This window comes from Isoptericola sediminis (assembly GCF_013085345.1).
GTDB lineage: Bacteria > Actinomycetota > Actinomycetes > Actinomycetales > Cellulomonadaceae > Isoptericola > Isoptericola sediminis.
The window spans coordinates 98,039-122,175 of record NZ_JABFAJ010000024.1; the positions used below are offsets into that span (position 1 = coordinate 98,039).

Annotated in this window: 18 protein-coding genes; 7 read left to right on the top strand and 11 right to left on the bottom strand. The window is 69.8% G+C overall.

The window, feature by feature from the left end; genetic code table 11:
* Positions 1–7 precede the first annotated feature (7 nt).
* The 4 genes from HLI28_RS12845 to HLI28_RS12860 are packed head-to-tail and all read right to left on the bottom strand — an operon-like array spanning position 8 to position 3,136.
* Entirely contained in the window at positions 8–403 is a 396-nt protein-coding gene (locus tag HLI28_RS12845; RefSeq protein WP_171247964.1) for a Fur family transcriptional regulator, read from the bottom strand.
* Positions 400–1,308 carry a metal ABC transporter permease gene (locus HLI28_RS12850; protein WP_171248310.1) on the bottom strand — a complete coding sequence of 303 codons (909 nt, stop codon included), beginning with the start codon at positions 1,306–1,308 and terminating at the stop codon, positions 400–402. Before HLI28_RS12850 ends, HLI28_RS12845 begins: the two co-directional genes overlap by 4 nt.
* Positions 1,309–1,322: 14 nt before the next feature.
* Positions 1,323–2,126: a metal ABC transporter ATP-binding protein gene (locus tag HLI28_RS12855; protein WP_171247965.1), complete on the bottom strand. Its 804-nt coding sequence runs from the start codon at positions 2,124–2,126 to the stop codon at positions 1,323–1,325.
* Positions 2,123–3,136 carry a metal ABC transporter solute-binding protein, Zn/Mn family gene (locus HLI28_RS12860; RefSeq protein ID WP_171247966.1) on the bottom strand — a complete coding sequence of 338 codons (1,014 nt, stop codon included), beginning with the start codon at positions 3,134–3,136 and terminating at the stop codon, positions 2,123–2,125. The genes HLI28_RS12855 and HLI28_RS12860 overlap by 4 nt, the downstream gene beginning before the upstream one ends.
* Positions 3,137–3,408: 272 nt before the next feature.
* Between HLI28_RS12860 and HLI28_RS12865 the strand changes: the two genes are divergently transcribed.
* The 5 genes from HLI28_RS12865 (at position 3,409) to HLI28_RS12885 (ending at position 15,085) form a co-directional block, all read left to right on the top strand.
* A complete protein-coding gene (locus HLI28_RS12865; protein WP_171247967.1) occupies positions 3,409–4,014 on the top strand; it encodes a hypothetical protein in 606 nt (201 codons plus the stop codon).
* Between the two features lie 57 nt (positions 4,015–4,071).
* Entirely contained in the window at positions 4,072–6,387 is a 2,316-nt protein-coding gene (locus tag HLI28_RS12870; protein WP_171247968.1) for a LamG-like jellyroll fold domain-containing protein, read from the top strand.
* An 84-nt stretch (positions 6,388–6,471) separates the two neighbouring features.
* Complete coding sequence (locus HLI28_RS12875; RefSeq protein WP_171247969.1) at positions 6,472–12,837, top strand: RHS repeat-associated core domain-containing protein; 6,366 nt, start codon at positions 6,472–6,474, stop codon at positions 12,835–12,837.
* Positions 12,834–13,232, top strand: a complete 399-nt coding sequence (locus HLI28_RS12880) for a hypothetical protein (RefSeq protein WP_171247970.1) — start codon at positions 12,834–12,836, stop codon at positions 13,230–13,232. Before HLI28_RS12875 ends, HLI28_RS12880 begins: the two co-directional genes overlap by 4 nt.
* Positions 13,233–13,690: 458 nt before the next feature.
* The gene (locus HLI28_RS12885) at positions 13,691–15,085 is read left to right on the top strand and encodes a glycine--tRNA ligase (RefSeq protein WP_171247971.1); all 1,395 of its coding nucleotides are present in this window, start codon (positions 13,691–13,693) and stop codon (positions 15,083–15,085) included.
* A gap of 102 nt (positions 15,086–15,187) precedes the next feature.
* Here HLI28_RS12885 and HLI28_RS12890 read toward each other — a convergent pair whose 3' ends face one another.
* On the bottom strand, positions 15,188–15,334 hold the full coding sequence (locus HLI28_RS12890; RefSeq protein WP_171247972.1) for a hypothetical protein: 147 nt from the start codon (positions 15,332–15,334) through the stop codon (positions 15,188–15,190).
* Positions 15,335–15,449: 115 nt separating this feature from the next.
* Positions 15,450–15,605, bottom strand: coding sequence for a hypothetical protein (locus HLI28_RS12895; RefSeq protein WP_171247973.1), 156 nt, complete (start codon positions 15,603–15,605; stop codon positions 15,450–15,452).
* A 151-nt stretch (positions 15,606–15,756) separates the two neighbouring features.
* On the opposite strand from HLI28_RS12895, the gene dusB reads away from it, so the two are divergent.
* On the top strand, positions 15,757–17,007 hold the full coding sequence (gene dusB, locus HLI28_RS12900) for a tRNA dihydrouridine synthase DusB (protein WP_171247974.1): 1,251 nt from the start codon (positions 15,757–15,759) through the stop codon (positions 17,005–17,007).
* A gap of 78 nt (positions 17,008–17,085) precedes the next feature.
* On the opposite strand, the gene HLI28_RS12905 is transcribed toward dusB, so the two are convergent.
* The 5 genes from HLI28_RS12905 to HLI28_RS12925 form a co-directional block, all read right to left on the bottom strand.
* A complete protein-coding gene (locus HLI28_RS12905) occupies positions 17,086–18,312 on the bottom strand; it encodes a Dyp-type peroxidase (RefSeq protein ID WP_171247975.1) in 1,227 nt (408 codons plus the stop codon).
* Positions 18,312–18,848 carry a copper chaperone PCu(A)C domain-containing protein gene (locus HLI28_RS12910; RefSeq protein ID WP_171247976.1) on the bottom strand — a complete coding sequence of 179 codons (537 nt, stop codon included), beginning with the start codon at positions 18,846–18,848 and terminating at the stop codon, positions 18,312–18,314. The genes HLI28_RS12905 and HLI28_RS12910 overlap by 1 nt, the downstream gene beginning before the upstream one ends.
* 106 nt (positions 18,849–18,954) lie before the next feature.
* Positions 18,955–19,578 carry a hypothetical protein gene (locus HLI28_RS12915; RefSeq protein ID WP_171247977.1) on the bottom strand — a complete coding sequence of 208 codons (624 nt, stop codon included), beginning with the start codon at positions 19,576–19,578 and terminating at the stop codon, positions 18,955–18,957.
* A 111-nt stretch (positions 19,579–19,689) separates the two neighbouring features.
* Positions 19,690–21,459, bottom strand: coding sequence for a glycoside hydrolase family 13 protein (locus HLI28_RS12920; RefSeq protein WP_171247978.1), 1,770 nt, complete (start codon positions 21,457–21,459; stop codon positions 19,690–19,692).
* A 160-nt stretch (positions 21,460–21,619) separates the two neighbouring features.
* Positions 21,620–22,642 carry a LacI family DNA-binding transcriptional regulator gene (locus tag HLI28_RS12925; RefSeq protein WP_343035830.1) on the bottom strand — a complete coding sequence of 341 codons (1,023 nt, stop codon included), beginning with the start codon at positions 22,640–22,642 and terminating at the stop codon, positions 21,620–21,622.
* Positions 22,643–22,842: 200 nt separating this feature from the next.
* Here HLI28_RS12925 and HLI28_RS12930 point away from each other — a divergent pair, with 200 nt between their 5' ends.
* The gene (locus HLI28_RS12930) at positions 22,843–24,081 is read left to right on the top strand and encodes a sugar ABC transporter substrate-binding protein (RefSeq protein WP_171248311.1); all 1,239 of its coding nucleotides are present in this window, start codon (positions 22,843–22,845) and stop codon (positions 24,079–24,081) included.
* Positions 24,082–24,137: the final 56 nt, after the last annotated feature.

A 24,137-nucleotide genomic window follows, 5' to 3' on the forward strand; every position in this document is an offset into this window, starting at 1 on the left:
GACTACGTCACAGTGCGCGGCAGTCGGCGCAGGTGCCCCAGAGCTCGATCGTGTGGTCGATGTCCGAGAAGCCCTGGGAGGCGCCGACCTCGGCGGCCCAGGCCTCGACCGTGGGGCCGTCGATCTCGACGGCTCGGCCGCACGAGCGGCACACCAGGTGGTGGTGGTGCTCGGTGCGGGCGCAGCGGCGGTACAGCGCCTCGCCGTCGTCCGTGCGTAGCACGTCGACGTCGCCGCCGTCGGCGAGCGCCTGCAGCGTCCGGTAGACCGTGGCGAGGCCGACGGCGTCACCGCGGTCGCGCAGCAGCTCGTGCAGCTGCTGCGCGCTGCGGAACTCGTCGCTGGCGTCGAGCGCCTCGGCGACGGCTGCCCGCTGCTTGGTCATGCGCAGCGGTGTGTTCATTCGCAGTCTCCTTGCGCGGACGTCCGGGCGGCCACCTGGACGTCGTCGGGGATGTCGGGGTGCGGGTCGCCGGCGGGACGGCGACGGGCGAGCAGCGGGTGCAGCCCCGCGACCAGGGCGTAGACGCCGATCGCGAGCACCACGATGAGGGCACCGGGGGACAGCGGGTACCAGTAGGTGATGCTGAGCCCGGTGACGCACACCGCCACGCCCGTGACCGAGCCGACGGCCATGGTGCGGCGGAAGGAGTGTGTCACGAGCTGCCCGATCGCCACGGGCACGATCATCAGGGCCGAGACGAGCAGCAGCCCCACCACCCGCATCGCCACGGTGACGGTCAGGGCCGCCAGGACCGCGACCGCCATGTTGAGCGCCCAGACGGGCAGGCCGGAGGAGATCGCGAACTCCTCGTCGTGGCTGACCGAGAACAACGCGGGACGCAGCCCGACGCCGAGCACGAGGATCAGCAGGCACAGGACCACGGTGAGGACGAGGTCGGTGGTCGTGACCGTCGAGATCGACCCGAACAGGTACGACATGAGGCTGCCGGACGACCCGCCCGCGATGCCGATGATCAGCACACCGCCCGCGATGCCGCCGTAGAACATGATCGCCAGCGCCAGGTCGCCGGAGGTGCGCCCGCGGCGTCGGACGACCTCGATGAGGACCGAGCCGATGACGGCGGCGACGACGGCGCCCGGGATGGCCAGCACGTCGTTGGGCGCCAGACCCATGGCCGACCCGATGAGCCAGCCGAGGGCGACGCCGGTCAGGGCGACGTGGCCGATGCCGTCGCCGAGCAGGGCGAGGCGTCGCTGGACGAGGTAGGTGCCGACCACCGGGGCGGCCGCGCCGACGAGCAGGGCGGCCAGCAGGGCGCGCTGCATGAGGGGGTCGGTGAGCATGAAGGCGATCTCGGTCACGGCCGCGCCTCCTGCTCGCTCTCGAACGGGGTGTCGGTCAGGCCGAGCCCGGATCCGCTGACGGCGGGCACCTCGGAGGTGTGAGGGTGGATGTGCTCGTGCCCTTCCGTGCCGTGCTCGCCGTGCGGGCGCGGGGGAGCGCCGTCGTGCACGACGCGTCCGTGACGCAGCACGACCGCCCGGCTGATGAGCCCCGCGAGCTCGCCGAGCTCGTGCAGCACCACCAGGACGGTCAGGCCGTCGTCGACGAGTCGGGCCATGGTGGCGGCGAACGCCTCCTGGCTGGGCCGGTCGACGCCGGCGACGGGTTCGTCCAGGACCAGCACCTCGGGGCTGCGCACCAGCGCCCGGGCGATGAGGACCCGCTGCTGCTGGCCGCCGGAGAGCCGGTTCGTGGCGTCGTCGGCGCGGTCGGCCAGACCGACCTGGGCCAGCGCCTCGCGCGCCTGGCGTCGCCAGCCGCGTGGCAGGGTGAGGCGACCCCGGTGCAGCAGCCCGGAGGCCACGACCTCGGCGGCGGTCGAGGGCACGCCGGCGGCTGCGCTGACCCGCTGCGGCACGTAGCCGATGCGGTCCCAGGGGACGTCGGACCCGCGCCGGTGGCCGAGCAGGTCGACCTCGCCGCGGGTGGGTTCCAGCACGCCGACGACGGTGCGGACCAGGGTGGACTTGCCCGACCCGTTGGCACCGAGCAGGGCGACGACCTCGCCGGGGTCGACGCGCAGGTCCACCCCGCGCAGCACGTGGCTGGCGCCGAGGTGGACGTGCAGGTCGCGGACGTCGATCGCGGGGGCCGTCATGCACACCCCAGGCCGTCGCGGAGGGTCGCGAGGTTCTCGGTCATGACATCAACGTAGTCGGCACCGGCGTCGACCTCCTCCGTGGTGAGGCCCTCCAGGGGGTTGAGGACCGCGGTGCCGACGCCGAGGTCGGCGGCGAGCGTCTCGGTGACCTTGGGGCTGGTGAGGGTCTCGGTGAAGAGCGTCTGCACGCCCTCGTGCTCGACGACCTCACCGATCTCGCGCAGCCGTGCGGGGGACGGCTCGGTCTCGGGGTCGATCTCGGCGACGCCGACCTGCGTCAGGCCGTAGCGCTCCGCGAGGTACCCGAAGGCGGCGTGGCTCGTCACGAGCGTCTCGCCCGCGCACGGTTCGAGGGCGGTGGCGAAATCGGCGTCCAGGTCGTCGAGCGTGCCCTGCAGCGCCTCGGCGTTGGCCGCGTAGGTGTCGGCGTTGTCGGGGTCGGCTGCGGCGAGCTGCTCGGCGACGGCGTCCGCGACCGGCTCGAGGAGGGTCGGGTCGAGCCAGAAGTGCGGGTCGAGGGGGCCGTGGCCGTGGCCGTCGTCCTCGGCGTGCTCCTCCTCCTCGTCCGCGTGCTCGGCGTGCTCCTCGGCGGTCTCGCCCTCGTGGCCGTCCTCGATCGTGCCCGGGCTCTCCTCGAGCTCGACCATCTCGGCGGCGTCCACCACGTGCTCCGGTGCGCGGGACTCGACGGCCTCGTCGACGGCCGGCTGGAAGCCCGACTGGTACACAACGACGTCCGCCGTGCCGACGGCGCGCACCTGCGCGGGGGCGAGCTCGAGGTCGTGCGGCTCGGCGGCCGGGGGCGTGAGGTTCTCGACGTTCACGAGGTCGCCGCCGACCTGCTCCGCCACGTACTGCAGCGGGTAGAAGGAGGCGAGGACCTGGACGCCGTCGCCGTCGCCCGAGCCTCCATCCGTGGCGCCCGAGCCTCCGTCCGTGGCGCAGGAGGCGAGGACGAGGCTGAGGGGGAGCGCGGCGGCGAGGCCGAGGGTGGCACGACGAGTCATGAGAACGATTCTCACCGTAGTTGAGAACGAAAGTCAAGATCAGGGCCGGTGGCCCGGGGCGCTGAATTCTGCCGATCGGGCAGAACGGTCGATCCGGGGTGGTCGTGACTTCTGTCACGAAGAGGTCACGATGTCTACCTGAACGTTGACTGGGTCAAGCCTGTGGTCAAGGTTTAGCCATACAACTGGGCGAGGTTTGACGAGGTATGTGTGCGATGAGTTATTTGCGGTTGACCCCTTCTCGGGCAACGACGTCGGTGGGCCTGGCCCTCGTGCTGGCGGCGCTCCCCGGCGTCGCTGCTGGTCTAGGAGGTGCGGACTCCTCGTCCGCGCTCGTCAGCGAGGCGTCGTGCGCCGCGGAGGCGGCTACCGACGCTGCCGCCGCGTCCCTCGCAGCAACATGCGGGTATGACGTAATCATCACGGACGCGTTGACCGAGTGGGCCACGTCATACGTGCGCCCTGACGGTGCAGTCGTCCTCGAGACGTCGGCGAGAGCCGTGCGTCAGGACTCCGACGGTGACGGGCGCTGGGCACCGGTCGCCGTCGAGGTTCTTGCCACCCCGGTGGCCGCGGGTGAGGTCGAGGGCGTCCCCGCCGGCATGCTCCCGGTCACCGGAGGCGTGGAGCCGATGTGGCTCAACCCCGGTGGAGACGCCGGAGCCGACCTGCCGCTGGCGATGATCGGGCACCCCGACGAGCGCGTCAGCATGCATTCCGAGTCCCTGCCGGTCACGGCTGACGCCGCACTGAGCGATGACCGTGTGTCCTATGACTTCGGTGACGGTGTCTCACTGACCGTCGATGTCAACACCGACGGGACGATCGTCACGCCCGTGGTCCGGGTCGAGGACCGGGCTGCCCTGGACCACCTCTAGAACGACCTGCTCGTCGACGGCCCGGGGGCGGCGCCCGGGCTGGACCTCCAGTTCAGGATGGAGACGTCGCCGGGGCTCTCCGTGGAAGCGAGCGCGGTGGGCTTCCAGGTCCGCAACGACGCCGGCAAGGTGGCCTTCGAGTCGAACCCGGTCGTGATGTGGGACTCGGCCGGCGGGCTCGACTGGGACGAGGTCGGCACCGCCGAGGGCCCGACGTCCGGGACTGACTCGAGCACTGACGCCCACCCGTCGAGCGGTGGGTCGGATGCCACGGCCGAGCTGACCACACGGGCTGACAAGGCTGCCGATGCCGCCGTCGCCGACCGAGAGGGAGCACCGGCCACCGGGGACCGGGTCGAGCTGATGGACGTCACGGTCGGGGACGGTGTCGTCACCGTCCGTCCGGATGCCGCCGTCCTTGCCGATCCCGAGCTGGAGTTCCCGCTGTACCTCGACCCCAGCATCGGTGCGGACAGCCCGACACGATGGGGGACGATCCGCTCCGCGTGGCCCACGGGGAACGTCTGGAAGAACGGTGACGACCAGGGCCTCGGGTTCTGCGACGCGTCGTGGGTGTCCTCGTGTGACCAGGACAGCAAGCACCGCCTCCTGTGGCGTTTCAGTGCGCTGCGGTACGGGTCTGACGGGGTTCTCCTGAAGAACCTCGACAGCGCGGACATCATCAGCGCCGACTTCAGCGTCTACGGCACGCACTCGTGGGACTGCACGCCGCGGGACGTCAAGGTGAACGGCATCGACGACGTCGACAACACCGTCACCTGGAACAACCAGCCGGACTGGATGGGAGTGCAGGAGGTCAAAACCGTCTCGCACAAGGCCGCGTGCGACAACAAGCGGCGGATCGTCTGGGACGTCACCGCGCGCACCAAGACCTCCACGAGCCGGGACCAGTCCTGGGTCGCGCTCGGGATGAGGGCGGTCGACGAGTCGACGATGACGCACTGGAAGCGGTATCAGGCGGATACCGCCAAGCTGACCATCGTCTTCAACCGCGCTCCTGACGTGCCGTCGAGCTCGTCCATGACCACCGAGGGTCTGTCCACGTGCGCCTCGAGCAGCAACCCGCTGGACGTCCGGACGCTGGAGCCGACTCTTCAGGCCAAGGGCACCGATCCGGACGGGCAGAAGGTCGGCATGGAGTTCCGGGCCGTCCAGTCCGGCGGCAGTGAGGTCTACAACTCGGCCTGGACGAGCGAGCAAGCTTCGGGACAGACCCACACCAAGAAGGTGGCGTCTGGCAAGCTGCAGTCCGAGAAGGTCTACTGGTGGAGCGCTCGGGCCAAGGACAGCGACGGCAAGATCTCCGACTGGTCGGGTGCGAACTGCTACTTCCGGCCGGACGTGACCCCGCCGGCGACGCCGACGGCGACGTCGAGCGTGTACGGCCGTGACGCCGTGGGCGGCGGCGCCGGTGTGGCGGGTTCCTTCACCTTCGACGACGCGGGTTCGGGCGACGTGGTGAAGTACTGGTACTCGTTCGACTCCGACGCCATGCAGGACTCCGTGACGGCGTCCGGCGGGACGGGCACGATCTCCTTCACGCCGCAACGCACCGGGTCCCACGTGCTGTACGTGCAGGCGGAGGACAAGGCCGGCTATAAGTCGGGCGACCCATTGGTCTACCGCTTCAGTGTGGACCAGCCATCGGCGATCTGGTGGAACTTCGACGAAGGCTCGGGGACCGTTGCCGCGGATTCCGGGGCGCTGGAAGGCGGCCCTGGCGGTCATGACCTGACCGTGTCGGCGCCGTGGCTCCCATACGGGTACAACGGATCGGGCAGCGCTCTGGACTTCGGTGGTACCGCCGAGACGTGGGCTCGGTCGACCGAGATCGTGCTTGACCCGTCCGAGAGTTACACCGTGTCTGCCATGGTGATGCCAGGTGCGGTGAACCTCGGACATCGAATGGCTGTCAGCCAGGACGCCGCAACCGGGAGCGCCTTCAAGCTGGGCTATCTCGACGTCGGGTCCGAGTGTTCGGCCGAGGCGATCCAAGGCTGCTGGGCCTTTCTCATGTACGCCGACGAAGGCGCGCCGGAAACTGCCGTGACGTCGACGCTACCGGTCCGCACCGCGGAACCCACGCGACTCACCGGCGTGTACGACGCCGCGACGACTCAGATGAAGCTCTACGTGTGCAATTACAGCGACACAGGCTTCAAGGCCGAGCTTGTCGGAACGACGAGCTTCGAACCGACGAGTACCGAGTGGACCGCTGGCGGAAGCCTGCAGATTGGCCGCGCCAAGGTCGGCGGGTCGGCAAGCGAGTTCTGGGACGGAATGGTCGACGACGTCCGCATCTATGACCAGGCTCTCGATGCAGATGCCGTCTCTCGAATCTGCGGGGGTTAGACGGCGATGCCGTAGAGGTTCCTGTAACTGGCACGAGAAACGTAATGGATGAGGGATTGGCGAGGGTGGGCGGAGATGGGTCGGTTGGGATCGCGTGGACGGTGGCTGGGTCTCGGGTTGTGTCTGGTGCTGGTCGGCACCGGCTTGCCGGCAGCGGCGCAACCGGGTGAGGACGACGGGCCTTCACTGGCCGAGCGAGAGGGATGGACGCTCGCCGAGCGTGCCGCCTACGGGGAAGAGCTGTGGGGAGACCCTGACAAGGTCGACCCGGTCACGTCCACCGACGCCGATCCCGTCCCGCTGACCGACCAGGCGGACGTCGAGGGCACCACCGAGTGGGCGACAGCCCATGCCGCCGAGGTACTCGCCGGCAAGGACATCGCCGGCGGTCGGGCCGACGTCGCCGTGCCCGGCAAGGGGAGCGCGAAGGCCCAGGCCGGTGGCGTGCCGATCCAGGTGCGGGCGAAGGACAAGGTCGCCCGGTCCGCCGCTCCCGATCTCGTCGTGGAGACGGCGAGCAGCGACCAGGCGCGCGCGGCGGGTGTTCACCTGCTCGTCGGCGCGCAGGCCCAGGGGAAGCGGGAGGCAGGCAAGCCGAACCACGGCGGCCGGGTCGAGCTGACGGTGGACGCCGCTGCGCTCGGTGACATGGGCGGGGACTTCTGGCAGCGTGCCCGTGTCGTGGAGCTTCCTGCGTGTGCTCTGCAGACTCCCGCGAAGCCGGAGTGCTCGACGCAGACCGTGGTGGAGGACGCGGTGGTGGACGCCGAGTCACGCACCTTCACGGCCACGGTGGATCTCGAGACATCCGATGAGCCGGTTGTCACCGAGCAGGAGCCCCTGACGCTGTTCAGCAGCGACCAGCAGTCCCTGTCGCTGTCGTCGAGCACGACCACGACCATGACGGTGATGGCCCTGTCCGCCGGACCCTCGGGCTCGAGCGGGGACTGGGCAGCGACCCCGCTGAGCCCCTCGGCGTCGTGGGACGTCTCGACGCAGTCGGGCAGCTTCTCGTGGAGCTATCCGCTGCGGGTGCCCTCCACCCCGGGAGGTCTGCAGCCGGATCTGGCACTGTCCTACGACTCCGGTTCCCTCGACGGGCGGGTCGCGTCGACGAACAACCAGTCGGGGCCGGTCGGTGACGGGTGGAGCCTCACGGGTGGTGGCTACGTGGAGCGCAAGTACGCCTCGTGCTCGGAGGACACCGACCCGGTCGACGGCAAGGAGCCGAACAACGCCAGTCACGAGACGGGTGACCTGTGCTGGTTCGACGACAACGCCACCCTGGTGCTGAACGGCCAGGCCAACGAGCTCATCCGTGACGGGTCGTCGGGCACGTGGCGGCTGGAGAGCGACGACAACACGAAGGTCGAGAAGCTCACGGGCGGCTGGAACGGGGACAACGACAAGGAGTACTGGAAGGTCACGACGTCCGACGGGACCCAGTACTGGTTCGGGCGGGGCAAGCGATCCTCGACCGACGGCAAGGCGTACTCCGACTGGACGGTGCCGGTCTACGGCAACCACCCGGGCGAACCCTGCTACAACACGTCCTTCGCCTCCTCGAAGTGCACCCAGATCTGGCGGTGGAACCTCGACTACGTCGTGGACACCTCCGGGAACTCGATGACGCTGCAGTACCAGCGCGAGTGGAACCGCTACGGCTACAACAACAATGCCGGGACTCAGTCGTACGTGAGTGGTGGTGTGCTGAGCCGGATCGACTTCGGGACGCGCACGGGCTCGGACGTCGGGGGCACGGTTCCGGCACGGGTGTGGGTCACGCGCTCGGAGCGCTGCCTCGACAGCACCGGTTGTGACTGGGCGTCCGCTCCCGACAACCCCTCGAAGTGGCCCGACGTCCCGACCGACCTCGTCTGCGACTCGACGACGTCATGTCCGGATGTCACCTCGCCGGCCTTCTTCTCGCACCGTCGCATCTCGAAGATCACGACCCAGCTGCGCACCAGCTCGGGCGCCTGGCGTGACGTGGACCGCTGGGACCTGACCCACACGCAGCCGGACCCGGGTGACGGGTCGAACGCGACCCTGTGGCTCGACAAGGTCCAGCACCTCGGTGTCGGCAGTGGCACGACCGTCACGCTGCCGGCCACGACGTTCACCGGTGTCCAGATGGCCAACCGTGTGGACTCGCGGGACGACGGACGCTTGGCGATGAACCGGTACCGCATGAGCTCGATCCAGTCGGAGTCCGGGTCAGTCACGTCGATCTCGTACACCGGTACGGGGGACTGCACCCCGACGTCCGTGCCGAGCGAGCCGGCGACGAACGACCAGCGGTGCATGCCCGTGTGGTGGTCGCCGGAAGGGGCGACCGAGCCGGAGCTCGAGTACTTCCACAAGTATCTGGTCACGGCCGTGACGGAGAACGCCCAGGACGGCACCTCCGACCCGGTGGTCAGCACCTACTCCTACGTCGGGTCGCCGGCGTGGCACTACGACGACAACCCGCTGGTGCCCAAGAAGCGCCGTACGTGGGGGCAGTGGCGCGGTTACCAGACGGTCGACGTCCGGGCAGGTGACCCGGAGGCCCCGGGCCAGCCGCAGACCCGCACCCGCTACCGGTACTTCCGGGGCATGGACGGTGACCGGACGGCCTCTGGCGGCAGCAAGTCCGTGACGGTCGACGGCATCACCGACCGGGACCAGTTCGCCGGGATGTTGCGTGAGTCGATCGTGTACGACGGCTCTGACGTAGTGGAGCGCACCAAGAACGTCCCGTGGCGGTCGCCGGCGACGGCCACCGACGCGGACGGCGAGAAGGCGTTCCACGTCGGCATCAAGCAGACGACGACCGAGACGACGTTGGCCTCGGGGGGTGTGCGCACCTCGGAGGTCACCACCGAGTTCGACGACACCTACGGCATGCCCGTCAGCGTCAGCGACACCGGGGACGCCGCGACTGCGGCCGACGACGTCTGCACCCGGACCTGGTACGCACGCAACACGGCCAAGAACATCCTCGAGCCGGTCCAGCGGACCGAGACCGTCTCGGTGAAGTGCAGCGCGACCCCGTCACGTCCCGCCGACGTGGTCTCGGACCAGCGGTTCGCCTACGACGGCCAGGCGGTGGGTGCTGCGCCGACCAAGGCGAGGATGACCCGCCAGGAAGAGGTCGACCGCTATGCGTCGGGCTCACCCGTCTACCAGACCGTCTCGAAGCTCGGCTACGACACGTTCGGTCGGGTGACGAGCAGCGAGGACGCCCTGGGCCGCAAGTCCACGACGGCCTACACGGACACCGAGGGCCTGACGACGAAGGTGACGACCACGTCGCCGGACCCCGATGGTTCCGGCTCGTTGTCGGCCCACGTGACCGCCGCAGAGGTCGACCCGGCCTGGGGTACGCCCACCAAGGTCACCGACGCTGCCGGCAAGGTCGCCACCGGCACCTACGACGCCCTGGGCCGGCTGACGCAGGTGTGGTTGCCTGGGCGCACGCAGGGCACGGACACCCCCACCATGAAGTACGCCTACGCGGTGCGGTCGAACGGGCAGAACGCCGTCACGACCTCCGTGCTCAACCACGACGCGTCGGCCTACCAGACGTCCACGGTGCTCTACGACGGCATGCTCCGCCAGAGGCAGACGCAGTCACCGTCGGCGGACAAGAACAACCCGGGACGTATCGTCACGGACGTGTTCTACGACTCCCGGGGCCTGGTCGAGGTGACCAACCGTCCGTGGTTCACGACCGGTTCGCCCAGCACCACACCGGTGACGACGACGTCGACCGTTCCCGGGTCGACGGTGACCGAGTACGACGGCGCCGGCCGAGCGGTGAGCGAGATCTTCCGCGTGCACGAGGTCGAGGAGTGGCGCACGGAGACGACCTACGGCGGCGACCGCGTCACGGTCGACCCGCCGTCGGGAGGGACGGCGACGACGACGTTCGTCGACGTCCGGGGCAACACGACGACGCTGCGGGAGTTCCTGGGCCACAACCCCACCGGTTCGTCCCAGGACACGACGTATGACTACGACGCCGGCGGTCGCATGGTCGGTGTGACCGACCCCGCCGGCAACGACTGGACCTACACCTACGACCTGCGCGGGCGCCAGACCGCCTCGTCCGACCCGGACAAGGGCACGACGTCCAGCACCTACGACGCGGCCGGCCAGCTGGTCACGACCACCGACGCCCGCGGCGAGACGCTGGCCTACACGTACGACAACCTGGGCCGACAGACCACGATGCGTGACGACTCACCGACCGGGGCTGTGCGCGCCCGCTGGGTGTACGACACCCTCGTCAAGGGTCAGCTCACCCGGTCCGAGCGCATCGCCGACGGCGAGACGTACACGGTGGCCGTCACGGACTACGACGACGGCTACCGGCCGCTGGGACAGACCGTCACGGTGCCGGACGGCCACGGGAACCTGTCCGGTTCGTACACCACCGATTACAGCTATACCGACGACGGGCGCATCGAGCAGATCCTCTTCCCGGCCGCCGGAAACCTCCCGGCAGAGGAGGTGAACACCTTCTATGACGAGGCGAACCAGGCTCATCGCATGGGGACGGTGTTCAAGCCCTACAACGCTCCGTTCGGTGCGGTCGTCGCCGGCAGCGACCACTCGCCGTACGGGGAGCTCCTGCGCGCCGACCTGGGATCGAACTACTCGGTCATGTGGCACCAGCAGTTCGCCGAGGGCACCCGCCGGCTCGAGACCTCCTGGGTCCAGCGTGGGGGGCAGAGCGGCTACGACTACGACGCGGCCTACTCCTACGACGATGCCGGCAATGTGCTCAAGGTTGCTGACACCCCCGATGGCAGCACCAGTGACGTGCAATGCTTCGCCTATGACGGGCTGCGGCGGATGACGGAGGCATGGACGCCGTCGTCGGGCGACTGCGCGACGGCGCGGTCGGCCACTGCCCTCGGTGGAGCGGCGAAGTACTGGAACTCGTACTCCTTCGATGCGGTCGGCAACCGGACGGAGCTGGTGGAGAGGGGCTCGGGCACGACGACGAGCACCTACAACTACCCGGCCGCCGGTAGCGCTCGACCTCATGCCGTGACGCAAGTGACGGCCACCGGAACGGATGCCGGTACGTCCTCGTACGCCTACGACGAGGCGGGGAACATGACGACCCGCGATGCTGCGGGCCGCGCTGCCCAGACGCTGACATGGGATCCGGAGGGTGAGCTGTCCACGGTCAAGGAGGGCTCGACGACCGTCGGCGAGTACGTGTACACCGCCGACGGCGAGCGACTGCTGCGCACCGAGGGCGGAACCACGACGCTGTACCTGCCGGGTGGTCAGGAGGTGACGCTGGCCGGGTCGAGCATGACGGCCAAGCGGTACTACTCCTTCGAGGGCAACACCGTCGGGGTGCGTACCGCCGGCGGTCCGTCCGGGATGACCACGATCGTCTCCGACCATCACGGCACCGGGGCGGTGCAGGTGGACCAGTCGTCCAGCACGATGGTGCGCCGCTACACCACACCGTTCGGAGAGGATCGTGGACCGCAGGCGTCCTGGACGGGAGACCACGGGTTCCTGGACAAGCCGACGGACTCCACAGGGCTGGTGGCGATCGGAGCGCGCTACTACGACCCGGAGCTGGGCAAGTTCATCAGCGTCGACCCGGTGATGGACCTGTCCGACCCTCAGCAGTGGGCGGCCTACACCTACGGGAACAACAACCCCGTCACGTGGGCGGACCCGACGGGCGAGCTCCCCATGGGGGCCGGCCACACGGGCTACAACCCGAGGACGGACAAGAAGGGCGGCGACCCCTGCTCGAAGGCGAACTCGTGCGTCAAGCGGGAAGAACGCAAGGGAAAGATTGTGCGGGTCCGCTACAACTACACCGCCCGCGCCGTGCAGTACTTCACATCACGCCCAACGCGCTCCTACGCCGATGTTCAGGTCAACGCTACCTACAAGAAGCACAACGAGCGCGCAAAGGCCCGAGAGAGAGGCAAGAACCGTCGGTCTGAGGAGAAGGAATCGCCAAAGGACTTCCTTGGGGACGTGAATGAGTGGATTAAGTCGGATGAGGTTAAGGATGGGTTGGTTGTCGCAGCAAAAGTTGCGGGTGTCGCGGCGATGGGTGCCTGTATCTTGGCAACCGCAGGCGTGTGTGGAGCTGTCGGTGTCGCCGCAGTTGTCGTCGGGGCGACCTCGAATGCAGTTCAGGCTTATCGTGGCGACCAAAGTTGGGTAACTGCTGCGAGGAAGACCTCGACCGATGCGGTCTTGAATCGAATTCCAGGCGTTCGAACGATTCGAAGAGCCGACATTCTGCGCATGGGGCGACATTCAGGGTTGGCGGGCTTTGCTCGCAGGACCTCTGACCTTAATGCGGAGTTCAGCTTGTCTCTCAATGCGGCATTTCGGTTCCGCCCGGATCAGACTGCAGTTCGTCTGACGGGACAAGGGTTTGCCGGATTGAACGCATTGAATGGTTGGATCTCGTGAGGGCGCTCCTGGGCTTCCTTGGAGCGATCTCTCTTCTCGCGGTCGTAATGAACGGGACCTGGCTAACCCACTTCGTAGGAATGTCCGAGGCCTATCCAAGATTCCTCCGGGAGTTTTTCCGATCGGGGAGTCTCGCGCTTGGCGGGTTTGGGATGATGATGAGTCTGGCCGCTGGCTTGGCTGTTCCGGAGGACGATGCGATAATGCTCGCATTATGGCTGGGACTCGCCTTTGTGGTGACTGCTATTGCACTCTACCCGCTCATCCGGCGCTACTATGACCCTTCCGCACCATTCGCGCGAAAAGACCTGTTTTCAGCAGCACGGACCGCGATTGGCTTGTTGCTTGGTGGCGCTTGTTGTGCGGGCGCAGCTTTGATCGCACTTGTGCAGTGATCGAATCCGCCGCCAATTGTTTAAGCGAAGGAATAGTGTGAGCGCTGACCCGGAGGTGCAGGCCTGCAATTAAGCCGAGGGGATCGGGTTCATGTTGCGTCAAAAATATCTCGGTTAAGGTATGTTGCGCGAACGTGCCGGGCGGATCGGATATCATGGTTTAGCAATAGGAGCGTCGTGCCCGCGCGGTTGGGTCTCGTCGTAATCCGCGACTCTCGCGCAGGGCGTATCGCCGTCGTCGATGCCTTTGGCGTTTGGTGTGCCTCCCGGAGCGTAGGTGGACCGGCTGAGGCTGAAGGGGGAGCGTGATGACATGCTGGGTACTGCAGGTGGCCGAACATACCTAGCGGTAGTGGACGGGTACGCTGGACCACTGGCGCCCCCGCCGTGGTGCCGACCCCACCGTGAACGTACGCCCCGCCGGAGCCACCGGCGGGGTCGACACCCAGGAGTGATCCGTGGCAGCACCGTCCGCGCACGCCAAGCTCGACGCCGTCGTCTCCCTCGCCAAGCGCCGGGGATTCGTCTTCCAGTCCGGCGAGATCTACGGCGGTACCCGCTCCGCGTGGGACTACGGCCCGCTGGGCGTCGAGCTCAAGGAGAACATCAAGAAGCAGTGGTGGAAGGCCATGACCCGTCGGCCCGACGTGGTCGGCCTGGACTCGTCGGTCATCCTGCCGACGCCGGTCTGGGAGGCCTCCGGCCACCTCGGCGCCTTCACCGACCCGCTGACCGAGTGCCTGAGCTGCCACAAGCGGTTCCGCGAGGACCAGATGATCGAGGAGTTCGAGGAGCGCAAGGGCCGTGCGCCCGAGGGCGGCCTCGCCGAGGTCGCCTGCCCGAGCTGCGGCACCCGCGGTGAGTGGACCGAGCCGCGCGACTTCAACATGATGCTCAAGACCTACCTCGGCCCCGTCGAGGACGAGTCCGGCCGGCACTACCTTCGCCCGGAGACGGCCCAGGGCATCTTCGTGAACTTCGCCAACGTGGCTGCCGCCGCGCGGCAGAAGCCGCCGTTCGGCATCGCCCAGATCGGCAAGTCGTTCCGCAACGAGATCACGCCGGGCAACTTCATCTTCCGCACCCGCGAGTTCGAGCAGATGGAGATGGAGTTCTTCGTCGAGCCGGGCAGCGACGCCGAGTGGCACCAGTACTGGATCGACACCCGCATGGCCTGGTACACGGGTCTGGGCATCGACCCGGAGAACCTGCGGCTGTACGAGCACCCGGCCGACAAGCTGTCGCACTACTCCACGCGCACCGTGGACATCGAGTACCGCTTCGGATTCACCGGCGGCGAGTGGGGCGAGCTCGAGGGCATCGCGAACCGGACGGACTTCGACCTGTCCACGCACGCGGAGCACTCCGGCAAGGACCTGATGTACCGCGACCCGGTGACCAACGAGAAGTACTTTCCGTACGTCATCGAGCCGGCCGCCGGACTGACCCGCTCCCTCATGGCGTTCCTCATCGAGGCCTACTCCGAGGACGAGGCCCCGAACACCAAGGGTGGCGTCGACAAGCGCACGGTGCTGCGGCTTGACGAGCGCCTGGCCCCGGTCAAGGCGGCCGTGCTGCCGCTGTCCAAGAGCTCCGAGCTGCTGCCGACGGCGGAGAAGCTGGCCGAGGAACTGCGCCAGTACTGGAACGTCGACCACGACATCACCCAGGCGATCGGCAAGCGGTACCGCCGTCAGGACGAGATCGGCACGCCGTACTGCGTCACCGTCGACTTCGACACGCTCGAGGACCAGGCTGTGACGATCCGTCACCGCGACACGATGGCCCAGGAGCGGGTGTCGCTGGACAAGGTCGCCGGCTACCTCGCCGAGAAGATGCCCGGCGTCTCCTGATCCCGGCGCACTCGTGCGCGCACAGCAGTAAGGGGGCCGTCCCGGTGGGGACGGCCCCCTTACTGCTCCCGCGTCAGCGGGTACACCAACCCAGAGGGGAGTTCAGGATTTCGCGCGGTTCATCAGCGCCAGAACCAGGCTGACGACCAGGATGGCGACGCCGATCCAGAGCAGGATCTCCGCGATGCCGCTGAGTCCGAGGATCAGGAGCACGACGCCGATGATGATCAGGATGAGCCAGAGAGGCACAATTCCTCCTTCATGTGCCGAGGCATTCTTGGGCCCCGACAGCGGGATGACAATGGCATGAACAGATGCCGTGCCTGACGGCGGGCGAGAAGGGTCCTTCCTTCCCGCCCGATGGTCAGGCGACCTTCTTCTTGCCCTTGTTCATGAGCACCAGCACGACTCCGACGACCATGGCGACCACACCGATCCAGACGAAGGTCTGCCCGAGGACGGTCAGACCGAGGATCAGCGAGATGAGACCGGCAATGAGGATAATCAGCCAGAGGGCCATGTCTTTCCTTTCGTCGAGGTGGTGCCACATTGGCAGCGGGTGAAAAAGTTCGCGACTCGAAAGGGCCCGAATGTGACGAGCGTCACACTGGCGCGTCTCTGATCCGCGCGGTAGTGGAGGTCACAGCGGCTCGTGCAGCGCCGGTGGGACAATGTCCGACGTGACTTCCGTGTTCGACCCCGCCCGCACGCCGCTGCAGCCCGCGCCCGCCCCGGACGCTCCGGCGGCGGGCAGCCGTGTGCTGCCGCCCCTGCAGATCGGGCCCCTCACCGTGGACACCCCGGTGGTGCTGGCCCCCATGGCCGGGGTGACCAACCGCGCCTTCCGCACCCTGTGCCGCCAGGCGGGGGAGTCGACCGGGTACGACCCCGGCCTGTACGTGGCCGAGATGGTGACCTCGCGGGCGCTCGTCGAGCGCAACACCGAGGCCCTGCGCATCGTGACCTTCGGCGAGGACGAGACGCCGCGCTCGGCGCAGGTCTACGGCGTCGACCCGGCGACCGTCGGCGAGGCCGTGCGGATCATCGCCACCGAGGACCGTGCCGACCACATCGACCTCAACTTCGGCTGCCCGGTGCCCAAGGTGACGCGCAAGGGCGGCGGCGCGGCCGTGCCCTGGAAGCGCGAGCTGTTCGCCGGCATCGTGCGTGCCGCCGTCCAGGCGGCCGAGCCGCACGGCATCCCGGTGACCGTCAAGATGCGCAAGGGCATCGACGACGACCATCTGACCTACCTCGAGGCCGGGCGCACCGCCGAGTCCCTTGGCGCGGCAGCCGTCGCGCTGCACGCCCGCACGGCCGCCCAGCACTACTCCGGTACCGCCGACTGGACCGCTGTCGCGCGCCTCAAGGAGGCCGTGCGGACCGTGCCCGTGCTGGGCAACGGCGACATCTGGGCCGCCGAGGACGCCGTCCGGATGGTGCGCGAGACCGGTGCCGACGGCGTCGTCGTGGGCCGTGGCTGCCAGGGGCGCCCGTGGCTGTTCGCCGACCTCGCGGCCGCGTTCAACGGGTCCGACGCGCGGGTGCGGCCCGGTCTGCGCGCGGTCGCCGACACGATCTACCGCCACGGCGAGCTCATGATCGAGTACTACGACGGCGACGAGGACAAGGGCATGCGCGACCTGCGCAAGCACATGGCCTGGTACCTCAAGGGGTACGCCGTCGGCGGAGACGCCCGCCGCGGGCTGGCGATGGTCTCCACGCTCGCCGAGCTGCGCGAGCGGCTCGACGGCCTCGACCTCGACCTGCCGTACCCGGGCGAGGACGCAGAGGGTCCGCGCGGTCGTGCCGGCTCGCCGAAGAAGCCGCACCTGCCGTACGGCTGGCTGGACTCGCGCGAGCTCGACGCCGCGTTCGAGGCGAAGCTGCGCGAGGCCGAGCTCAGCGTCTCCGGCGGCTGACCACCCCGCGTCCCGTTGTGGGCATGAAATTTGCGGTTCCGGCACGGTCTTGGGCCGCAGATTTCATGCCCACAACGGCTAGGTGAGCAGGGTGTCGCCGACGAACCCGCCCGGCTCGCACCCCGGCGGGATCGCGAACACCGACGACCCGATCGGCGTCGTCCACCGGTTGAGCAGGTCCAGCTCGGCGAGCCGTCGCTGCATCGGTGTGAACTGCCGGTCCACATCGGCCTGGAAGCAGGCGAAGATCAGCCCCGCGTCCGACACGTGGTCCCCGGACGGGGTGTCGTCGTAGTTATAGCCGCGCCGGAAGATCCGGTCGTGCCGGCCCTCGTCGACGCCGCGGGCTCGCCGCACGTGCGAGAATTCCGGGATCACGGAGAAGCCGGCGTCGGTCCGCGCGGTGAAGTCCGGCTCGTCGTGCTCCGCGGTGCCGGTCAGCGGGGCGCCGGACGCCTGGGTGCGGCCCACCGCCTGCTCCCGGCCGGCCCGTCCGACCGTGTCCCACTCGTCGAGGTCCATGTGGATGCGCCGGACGACGGCGCTCGTCCCGCCGGCCATCCAGCCCTCGGTGGCCCACACGACCTCGTCGAAGTCGGGCGTGCCCGGCACCGGGTTCGCGGTGCCGTCGACCTGACCGAAGAGGTTGCGCATCGTCGTCCCGGGCGCGACCGACCCGTGGGCGCGCCGGAACCCGCGCTGGGTCCAGCGCACGTCGGCGAACCCGCGGGCGTCCTTGAGCAGCATCCGCGTCGCGTGGGACACGGTGAGCTGGTCGTCGGCGGCGACCTGCAGCAGCATGTCTCCGTCGCTGAAGCCGGGCTCCAGCCGGTCGACGGCGAACGCGGGCAGCGGGTGCAGCCACGACGGCGCCTCGCCGCCGGCGCGTTCCACGAACCGCGGACCGAACCCGAAGGTGACCGTGAGCCGTGCCGGCACGACGGCGAGCTCCGGCTCGGTGTCCGCCAGCGCGGCCTCGCCCTGGGTGAGGCGGGCGGCGTCGTCGGACAGGACGCGCATCAGGCGCCCCAGCGCCTCGCGGTCGACGCCGTCGTGCAGGTCCAGGGCGACGAACGTGGCGTACGCCTGGGCGTCGGTGGCGATGCCGGCCTGGTGGGCTCCGTGGAACGGGACCGTCTCGGTGCCGTGCAGGGGAGCGGGCTCCGCCCCGGCGGCGGGTCGGTCGAGGGTGTGCTCGGCGCTCAGCGCGGCGACCGCGCCGAACCCGGCGGCAGCACCTCCGAGGAGGAACTGCCGCCGGGTCGACCCGGTCCGACCGCGGGCGCCCTCGTCGGACGCCGCCATCAGGAGTCCTCGTGCTCCGCGCCGGAGGTGCCGTCGTAGCTCTCCTCGGCGCCGGTGAAGTCCTTGACCGGCGCTGTCAGCTCGGCCGTCGAGCCGTCGCCGAACGTCAGCGTGAACGTCACCTCGTCGCCGGCCCGGATCGGGTCGGTCAGGTCCATGAGCATGAGGTGGTGCCCGCCCGGTTCGAGGACGAGGGTCTCGCCGGCCGGGACGACGAACCCGCCCTCGACCTCGGCCATGGACATCTCGCCCGAGGCGTCGGCGGCGGTCTCGTGCAGCTCGGTCATGGCCGCGGCCTCGGTGGAGGCCGACACGATCGTCAGCTCAGCCTCCCCGTCGTTGGTGATCTCGCCGAAGCCGGCGGTCATGCCCGCGTCCGCGGCCTTGACCCAGGCGTCGTCAATCGACACCGCGTCGGCGGCGGTCGTGTCCGCCGTCGTGGGCGCGGCGGCGTCCTGGGTCGCGCAGCCCGCCAGGCCCAGGGAGCCGGCGGCGAGCAGGAGGGTGAGCGTCGTGGTGGTGCGTCGGGTGGTCACAGGGTGCCTCTCAGGTTCTCTGGCGTCGGGCGCGCCGGCGCCGCCGCACGGCAGTGCGGGCGCGGCGCGACCGGGGTCCGTCGTCGGACGGACCCGGGACAGGGGGTCAGGACGCTGAGAGGGCGGGAGGGCCACGCCGTTGGAGCGGGCGCAGCTGAGGACGTGGACGTGCCGGCCGGTGGTACCGGACCGGGACGAGGGCGGGCGCCGTCGGGACCTCGATGGCCGCGGCGGGGACGACAAGGCGCGGTGGTGCCAGGCGTGTGACGACCGTGCCGGCGGCGCGGAGCAGCCGGTGGAGGAGCAGCTCGCCGCGGTACAGCAGGGCGGCGGTGGCGACGGCCGCCGCAGCGTGCCAGCCCCCCATGCGTGCGTCGGCCTGGAGCAGGTCGACGGTGGCCGACGTCGGCGTGAACGGCGTCAGCACGGCGTGGCCGGCGTGGGGGTCGGAGGCGGCGGGCGCCCCGACGGGGGTGCCGAGCACGAAGAGGGTGTGGAACAGCACCTGTCCGACGACGACCGAGGAGGCCGTGCGCCAGCGGGCGACGTGGCGCCCCGCCAGCAGGGTGGAGAGCCACACCGTGATCGCCCACGGTGCGACGACGCCGAGCCAACCGGGCACGGGAGCGCCGCCGGCGACGTGCGACGCCAGCGCGACCCCCGTCGCGACGGTCGCGGCGACGGCACCGCGCAGCACGCGAACCTGATGCGACGACCCGGTGGTACCCATCGGGGACGAGCCTAAGCCATACCCCCGGGGGAATTCGTTACGCCTGTGGGCATGAAATCTGCCGCCCGGGGGTGACCCCGGACGGCAGATCTCATGCCCACAGCGGTGAGGTCAGGCGCGCAGCCAGACCGTGGTGTCGGCGGGCAGCTCGTCGGTCACCGGACCGGAGGTCAGCAGCACCTCGGCGCCCACGGGCAGGGCGACCGGCGCGGTGCCGAGGTTCGCCATGACGACGACGTCGCCGTTGCGGAAGGCGACGACGTCGGCGGAGTCCTCCCACGCCTCCAGCCACGCCATGCCGCCGTGCCCGATGCCCTCGGCGCGCCGGGTGGCCAGGGCCGCCCGGTACAGCTCGAACGTCGAGCCCTCGACGCCTTCCTGGACGTCGGCGGCGTAGCGCGCGTACGACGCCGGCTGGGGCAGCCAGGGCTCGCCCGCCGGGCCGAAGCCGAAGCCCGGGGCGTCGGCGTGCCAGGGCAGGGGCACGCGGCAGCCGTCACGGCCGGCCTCGGAACCGTGCGTCCGGAAGTGGGCCGGGTCCTGGCGCACCTCGTTCGGCATCGTGGTATGCTCGGGCAGGCCGAGCTCCTCGCCCTGGTACAGGTACGCCGAGCCGGGCAGGCCTAGCATGAGCAGCGTGGCGGCGCGTCCGCGGCGCAGGCCGAGCTCCTCGTCGGGCTGGGGGTCCGTGGCGAAGACGCCGTTGGGCCGCACCCCGACGTCGGGCAGGCCGAGCCGGGTGACGTGACGCACCACGTCGTGGTTCGACAGCACCCACGTGGTGGGCGCGCCGACCTCGTCGTTGGCCTGGTACGACGCCGCGACGACGCGACGCAGGGCGGCGGCGTCCCACGCGGTGGTCAGGAACGAGAAGTTGAAGGCCTGGTGCATCTCGTCCGGGCGCACGTACCGCGCCAGGCGGGACAGCGGCTCCACCCAGGCCTCGGCGACGAGGCAGCGGTCGCCGTCGTACTCGGCGAGCACGTCGTGCCAGGTCCGGTAGATCTCGTGCACGCCGTCCTGGTCGAACATCGGGCCCTGGTTGCCGGCGCCGGTGGAGCCGTCCTCCGGGGCGCCCGGGTCGTCCTCGGCGTCGTCGGAGGTGCCGCCGTCGACCATGGACACGTGACCGTGCCAGTCGGGCAGCCCGTCGGCCTTCACCAGGCCGTGGGCGACGTCGACGCGGAAGCCGTCGACGCCCTTGTCCAGCCAGAACCGCAGCACGTCGGTGAACTCGGTGCGCACCTCGGGGTGGTCCCAGTCGAGGTCGGGCTGGGTGGAGTCGAACAGGTGCAGGTACCACTGCGGGCCGAGGGGGCCGTCGTCCTCGCGGGGCTCGAGGCGCGTCCAGGCCGGGCCGCCGAAGATCGAGTGCCAGTTGTTCGGCGGCTCCTCGCCGGCCGGGCCGCGACCGTCGCGGAAGATGTACCGCGCCCGCTCCGGCGAGCCCGGGGCGGAGGCCAGCGCCTGCTGGAACCAGACGTGCTGGTCGGAGGTGTGGTTGGGCACGAGGTCGACGATGACGCGCATGCCGCGGGCGTGGGCGCCGGCGAGCATCGCGTCGAAGTCGGCCAGGGTGCCGAACAGCGGGTCGACGTCGCGGTAGTCGGCGACGTCGTAGCCGGCGTCCTTCTGGGGGGACCGGTAGAACGGGGACAGCCACACGGCGTCGACGCCGAGGGTCTGCAGGTGGTCCAGGCGGGACGTGATGCCCGGGATGTCGCCGATGCCGTCGCCGTTGCCGTCGGCGAAGGAGCGCGGGTAGACCTGGTAGATGACGGCGTCACGCCACCATTCGCGGGCGGTCTCGGACCCGACGTGGACCGTGGCGCCCGTCGACAGGGGCTCCGTGGTCGGGATGGTCGGCTCGGTGGTGGCCATGAAGAACCTCAGCAGTGGTCGGTGGGGGTACGGCGGTCGAGTGTAAGGGTCTCTGCAAGATTCTTGCAGGAATCGCCGACCGGCGGGGTCGCGGGGGTGTCGCGGTGCGCCCTCAGCCTGCGACGCGCGCGCTCGGACGGCAAGCCGCGCGGGTGCTGGTTCAGTCGCGCGGCGCGGGGCCCGTCGAGCCCCGGACGACGAGCTCGGGGGAGAACAGCAGCTCCGTGCGCGGGGCGCGGTCCCCGCCGATCTCGGTGAGCAGGGCGCTGACGGCGGCGTCGGCCATCGCGTCGACGGGCTGGCGCACGGTCGTCAGCGGGGGCTCGGTGAAGGCGATGAGCGGGGCGTCGTCGTAGCCCACGACGGAGACGTCGTCGGGGACCTTCAGGCCCTGGGCGCGGGCCGCCCGGACGGCACCGAGGGCCATGAGGTCCGAGCCGCACACCACGGCCGTGTGTCCCGAGGTGTAGAGCTCGGCGGCCGCGGCCTGCCCGCCCTCGAGGGTGTACAGCGTGTTGACCACGTGCGCCCGGGCCGCGGCCTCGTCGGCGGCCAGCCCGTGCCGGACGAGAGCCGCGGCGAACGCCGCCGCCTTGCGCTGGGCGGGCACGTACCGTTCGGGGCCGATGGCCAGGCCGATGCGCCGGTGCCCCAGCGTGACCAGGTGCTGGACCGCGACGTCGATGCTCTCGGCGTCGTCGGGGGAGACGAACGGGGCGTCGATGCCCGGTGCGTAGCCGTTGACGAGCACGATGGGCACGCCCTGGCCGCGCAGCAGCTCGTAGCGCGAGTGGTTGGCGCGGGTGTCGGCGTGCAGGCCGGAGATGAAGATGATGCCGTCGACGGAGTGGTCCACGAGCGTCGAGACGTACTCGTCCTCGGTGGTGCCGCCGGGGGCCTGGGTGCACAGCAGCGGCGTGTAGCCCCGCTGGGCGAGGATGGACTCCACCGCCTGGGCGAACGCCGGGAAGACGGGGTTGGTGAGCTCGGGCACCACGAGGCCGACGAGACCGGCGGACCGGCCGGCCAGCGCGGAGGGGCGTTCGTAGCCCAGCACGTCCAGGGCGGCCAGCACGGCCTGGCGGGTGGAGCTGGCGACACCGGGCTTCCCGTTGAGCACGCGCGACACGGTCGCGGTGGAGACCCCGGCCTGGTCGGCCAGGTCGCTCAGTCGGGTGCGCACGCCTGCGATCGTAAGGGACACGGGACCTCCTCGTCCTCGGGCGACCGCGGGTCGGACGCTGCGGTGGATCGTCGGTTGCAGAAACGTTATTGCAACATCTTGCAAATCGCGAACATCCTGTCCTAGATTCATCCTCCAGCAGGGCCCACCGGCGTGCATGCCGGCGGGCCACCACCCCGAAAGATGCTGGGAGAATGACGATGCGACGGAGCATCCTTATCGCGTCCGCCCTGGTGACGACCCTCGCCCTGTCGGCGTGCGGGTCGTCCGAGGACGCCGGTGACACCACCGAGGGCACCGAGGAGAGCACGGCCGAGGCCACCGAGGCGACCGGCTCGCTGACCGTCTGGGTCGACGAGACGCGCGAGACCGCGGTCGAGTCCGCCGCCGAGGCGTTCGAGTCCGAGACCGGCGCCGAGGTCGAGATCGTCCTGAAGAACTTCGAGGACATCCGTTCCGACTTCATCGCCCAGGTGCCGACGGGCGAGGGCCCGGACGTCACCGTCGGTGCCCACGACTGGCTCGGCGAGCTCATCACCAACGGGGTCGTCGCCCCGGTCGAGCTCGGCGCCACCGCCGACGGGTTCGAGGACGTCGCCGTCGAGGCCTTCACCGCCGACGGCGCGGTCTACGGCATGCCGTACGCGATCGAGAACATCGCCCTGATCCGCAACACCGAGCTGGCCGACAGCGCCCCCGCCACGTGGGACGACGCCATCTCGATGGGCGAGGACGCGGACACCAAGTACCCGTTCCTCATCCAGACCGGGACCGAGGGTGACCCGTACACCTACTACCCGTTCCAGACGTCGTTCGGCGCTCCCGTGTTCGAGCAGAACGAGGACGGTTCCTACTCCCCGGAGCTCGCCATGGGTGGCGACGCGGGCACGGCCTACGCCGAGTGGCTCGCCGAGCAGGGCGAGGCCGGCACGCTGACCACCGACATCACCTACGACATCGCCGTCGAGGCCTTCGCCAAGGGCCAGTCGCCGTTCATCGTGGGCGGTCCGTGGATGCTCGAGCAGTTCGCCGACCTGGACCTGGCGATCGACCCGATCCCGGCCGCGGGTGACGAGGCCGCGCAGCCGTTCGTCGGCGTGCAGGGCTTCTACGTCAGCGCCCAGAGCGAGAACGCTCTGCTGGCCAACGACTTCCTCGTGAACTACCTGTCCACCGAGGAGGCGCAGACCGCGCTGTTCGAGGCCGGCGGCCGCCCGCCGGCGCTCACCGCCGCCGCGGACGCCGCGTCGTCGGACCCGATCGTGGCGGGCTTCCGTGAGGTCGGCGCCGAGGCCGTGCCGATGCCGTCCATCCCCGAGATGGGTTCCGTGTGGGCCTTCTGGGGCGTCACCGAGGCCAACATCATCTCCGGCAAGGCCGACCCGGCCAAGGCCTGGGACAAGATGATCTCGGACATCGAGGGCGCACTCGACTCCTGACGTCCTGACCTCTCGCGACGGGCCGTGGTGCCACCACGGCCCGTCGCGCGATCCCG

What these genes read in the sequence shown, in the direction of transcription:
- HLI28_RS12845 (WP_171247964.1), bottom strand. Translation starts at nt 403, where the DNA reads ATGAACACACCGCTGCGCATGACCAAGCAGCGGGCAGCCGTCGCCGAG.
- HLI28_RS12850 (WP_171248310.1), bottom strand. Translation starts at nt 1,308, where the DNA reads ATGCTCACCGACCCCCTCATGCAGCGCGCCCTGCTGGCCGCCCTGCTC.
- HLI28_RS12855 (WP_171247965.1), bottom strand. Translation starts at nt 2,126, where the DNA reads ATGACGGCCCCCGCGATCGACGTCCGCGACCTGCACGTCCACCTCGGC.
- HLI28_RS12860 (WP_171247966.1), bottom strand. Translation starts at nt 3,136, where the DNA reads ATGACTCGTCGTGCCACCCTCGGCCTCGCCGCCGCGCTCCCCCTCAGC.
- HLI28_RS12870 (WP_171247968.1), top strand. Translation starts at nt 4,072, where the DNA reads ATGGAGACGTCGCCGGGGCTCTCCGTGGAAGCGAGCGCGGTGGGCTTC.
- HLI28_RS12895 (WP_171247973.1), bottom strand. Translation starts at nt 15,605, where the DNA reads ATGGCCCTCTGGCTGATTATCCTCATTGCCGGTCTCATCTCGCTGATC.
- dusB (WP_171247974.1), top strand. Translation starts at nt 15,757, where the DNA reads ATGTCCGACGTGACTTCCGTGTTCGACCCCGCCCGCACGCCGCTGCAG.
- HLI28_RS12905 (WP_171247975.1), bottom strand. Translation starts at nt 18,312, where the DNA reads ATGGCGGCGTCCGACGAGGGCGCCCGCGGTCGGACCGGGTCGACCCGG.
- HLI28_RS12915 (WP_171247977.1), bottom strand. Translation starts at nt 19,578, where the DNA reads ATGGGTACCACCGGGTCGTCGCATCAGGTTCGCGTGCTGCGCGGTGCC.
- HLI28_RS12920 (WP_171247978.1), bottom strand. Translation starts at nt 21,459, where the DNA reads ATGGCCACCACCGAGCCGACCATCCCGACCACGGAGCCCCTGTCGACG.
- HLI28_RS12930 (WP_171248311.1), top strand. Translation starts at nt 22,843, where the DNA reads ATGCGACGGAGCATCCTTATCGCGTCCGCCCTGGTGACGACCCTCGCC.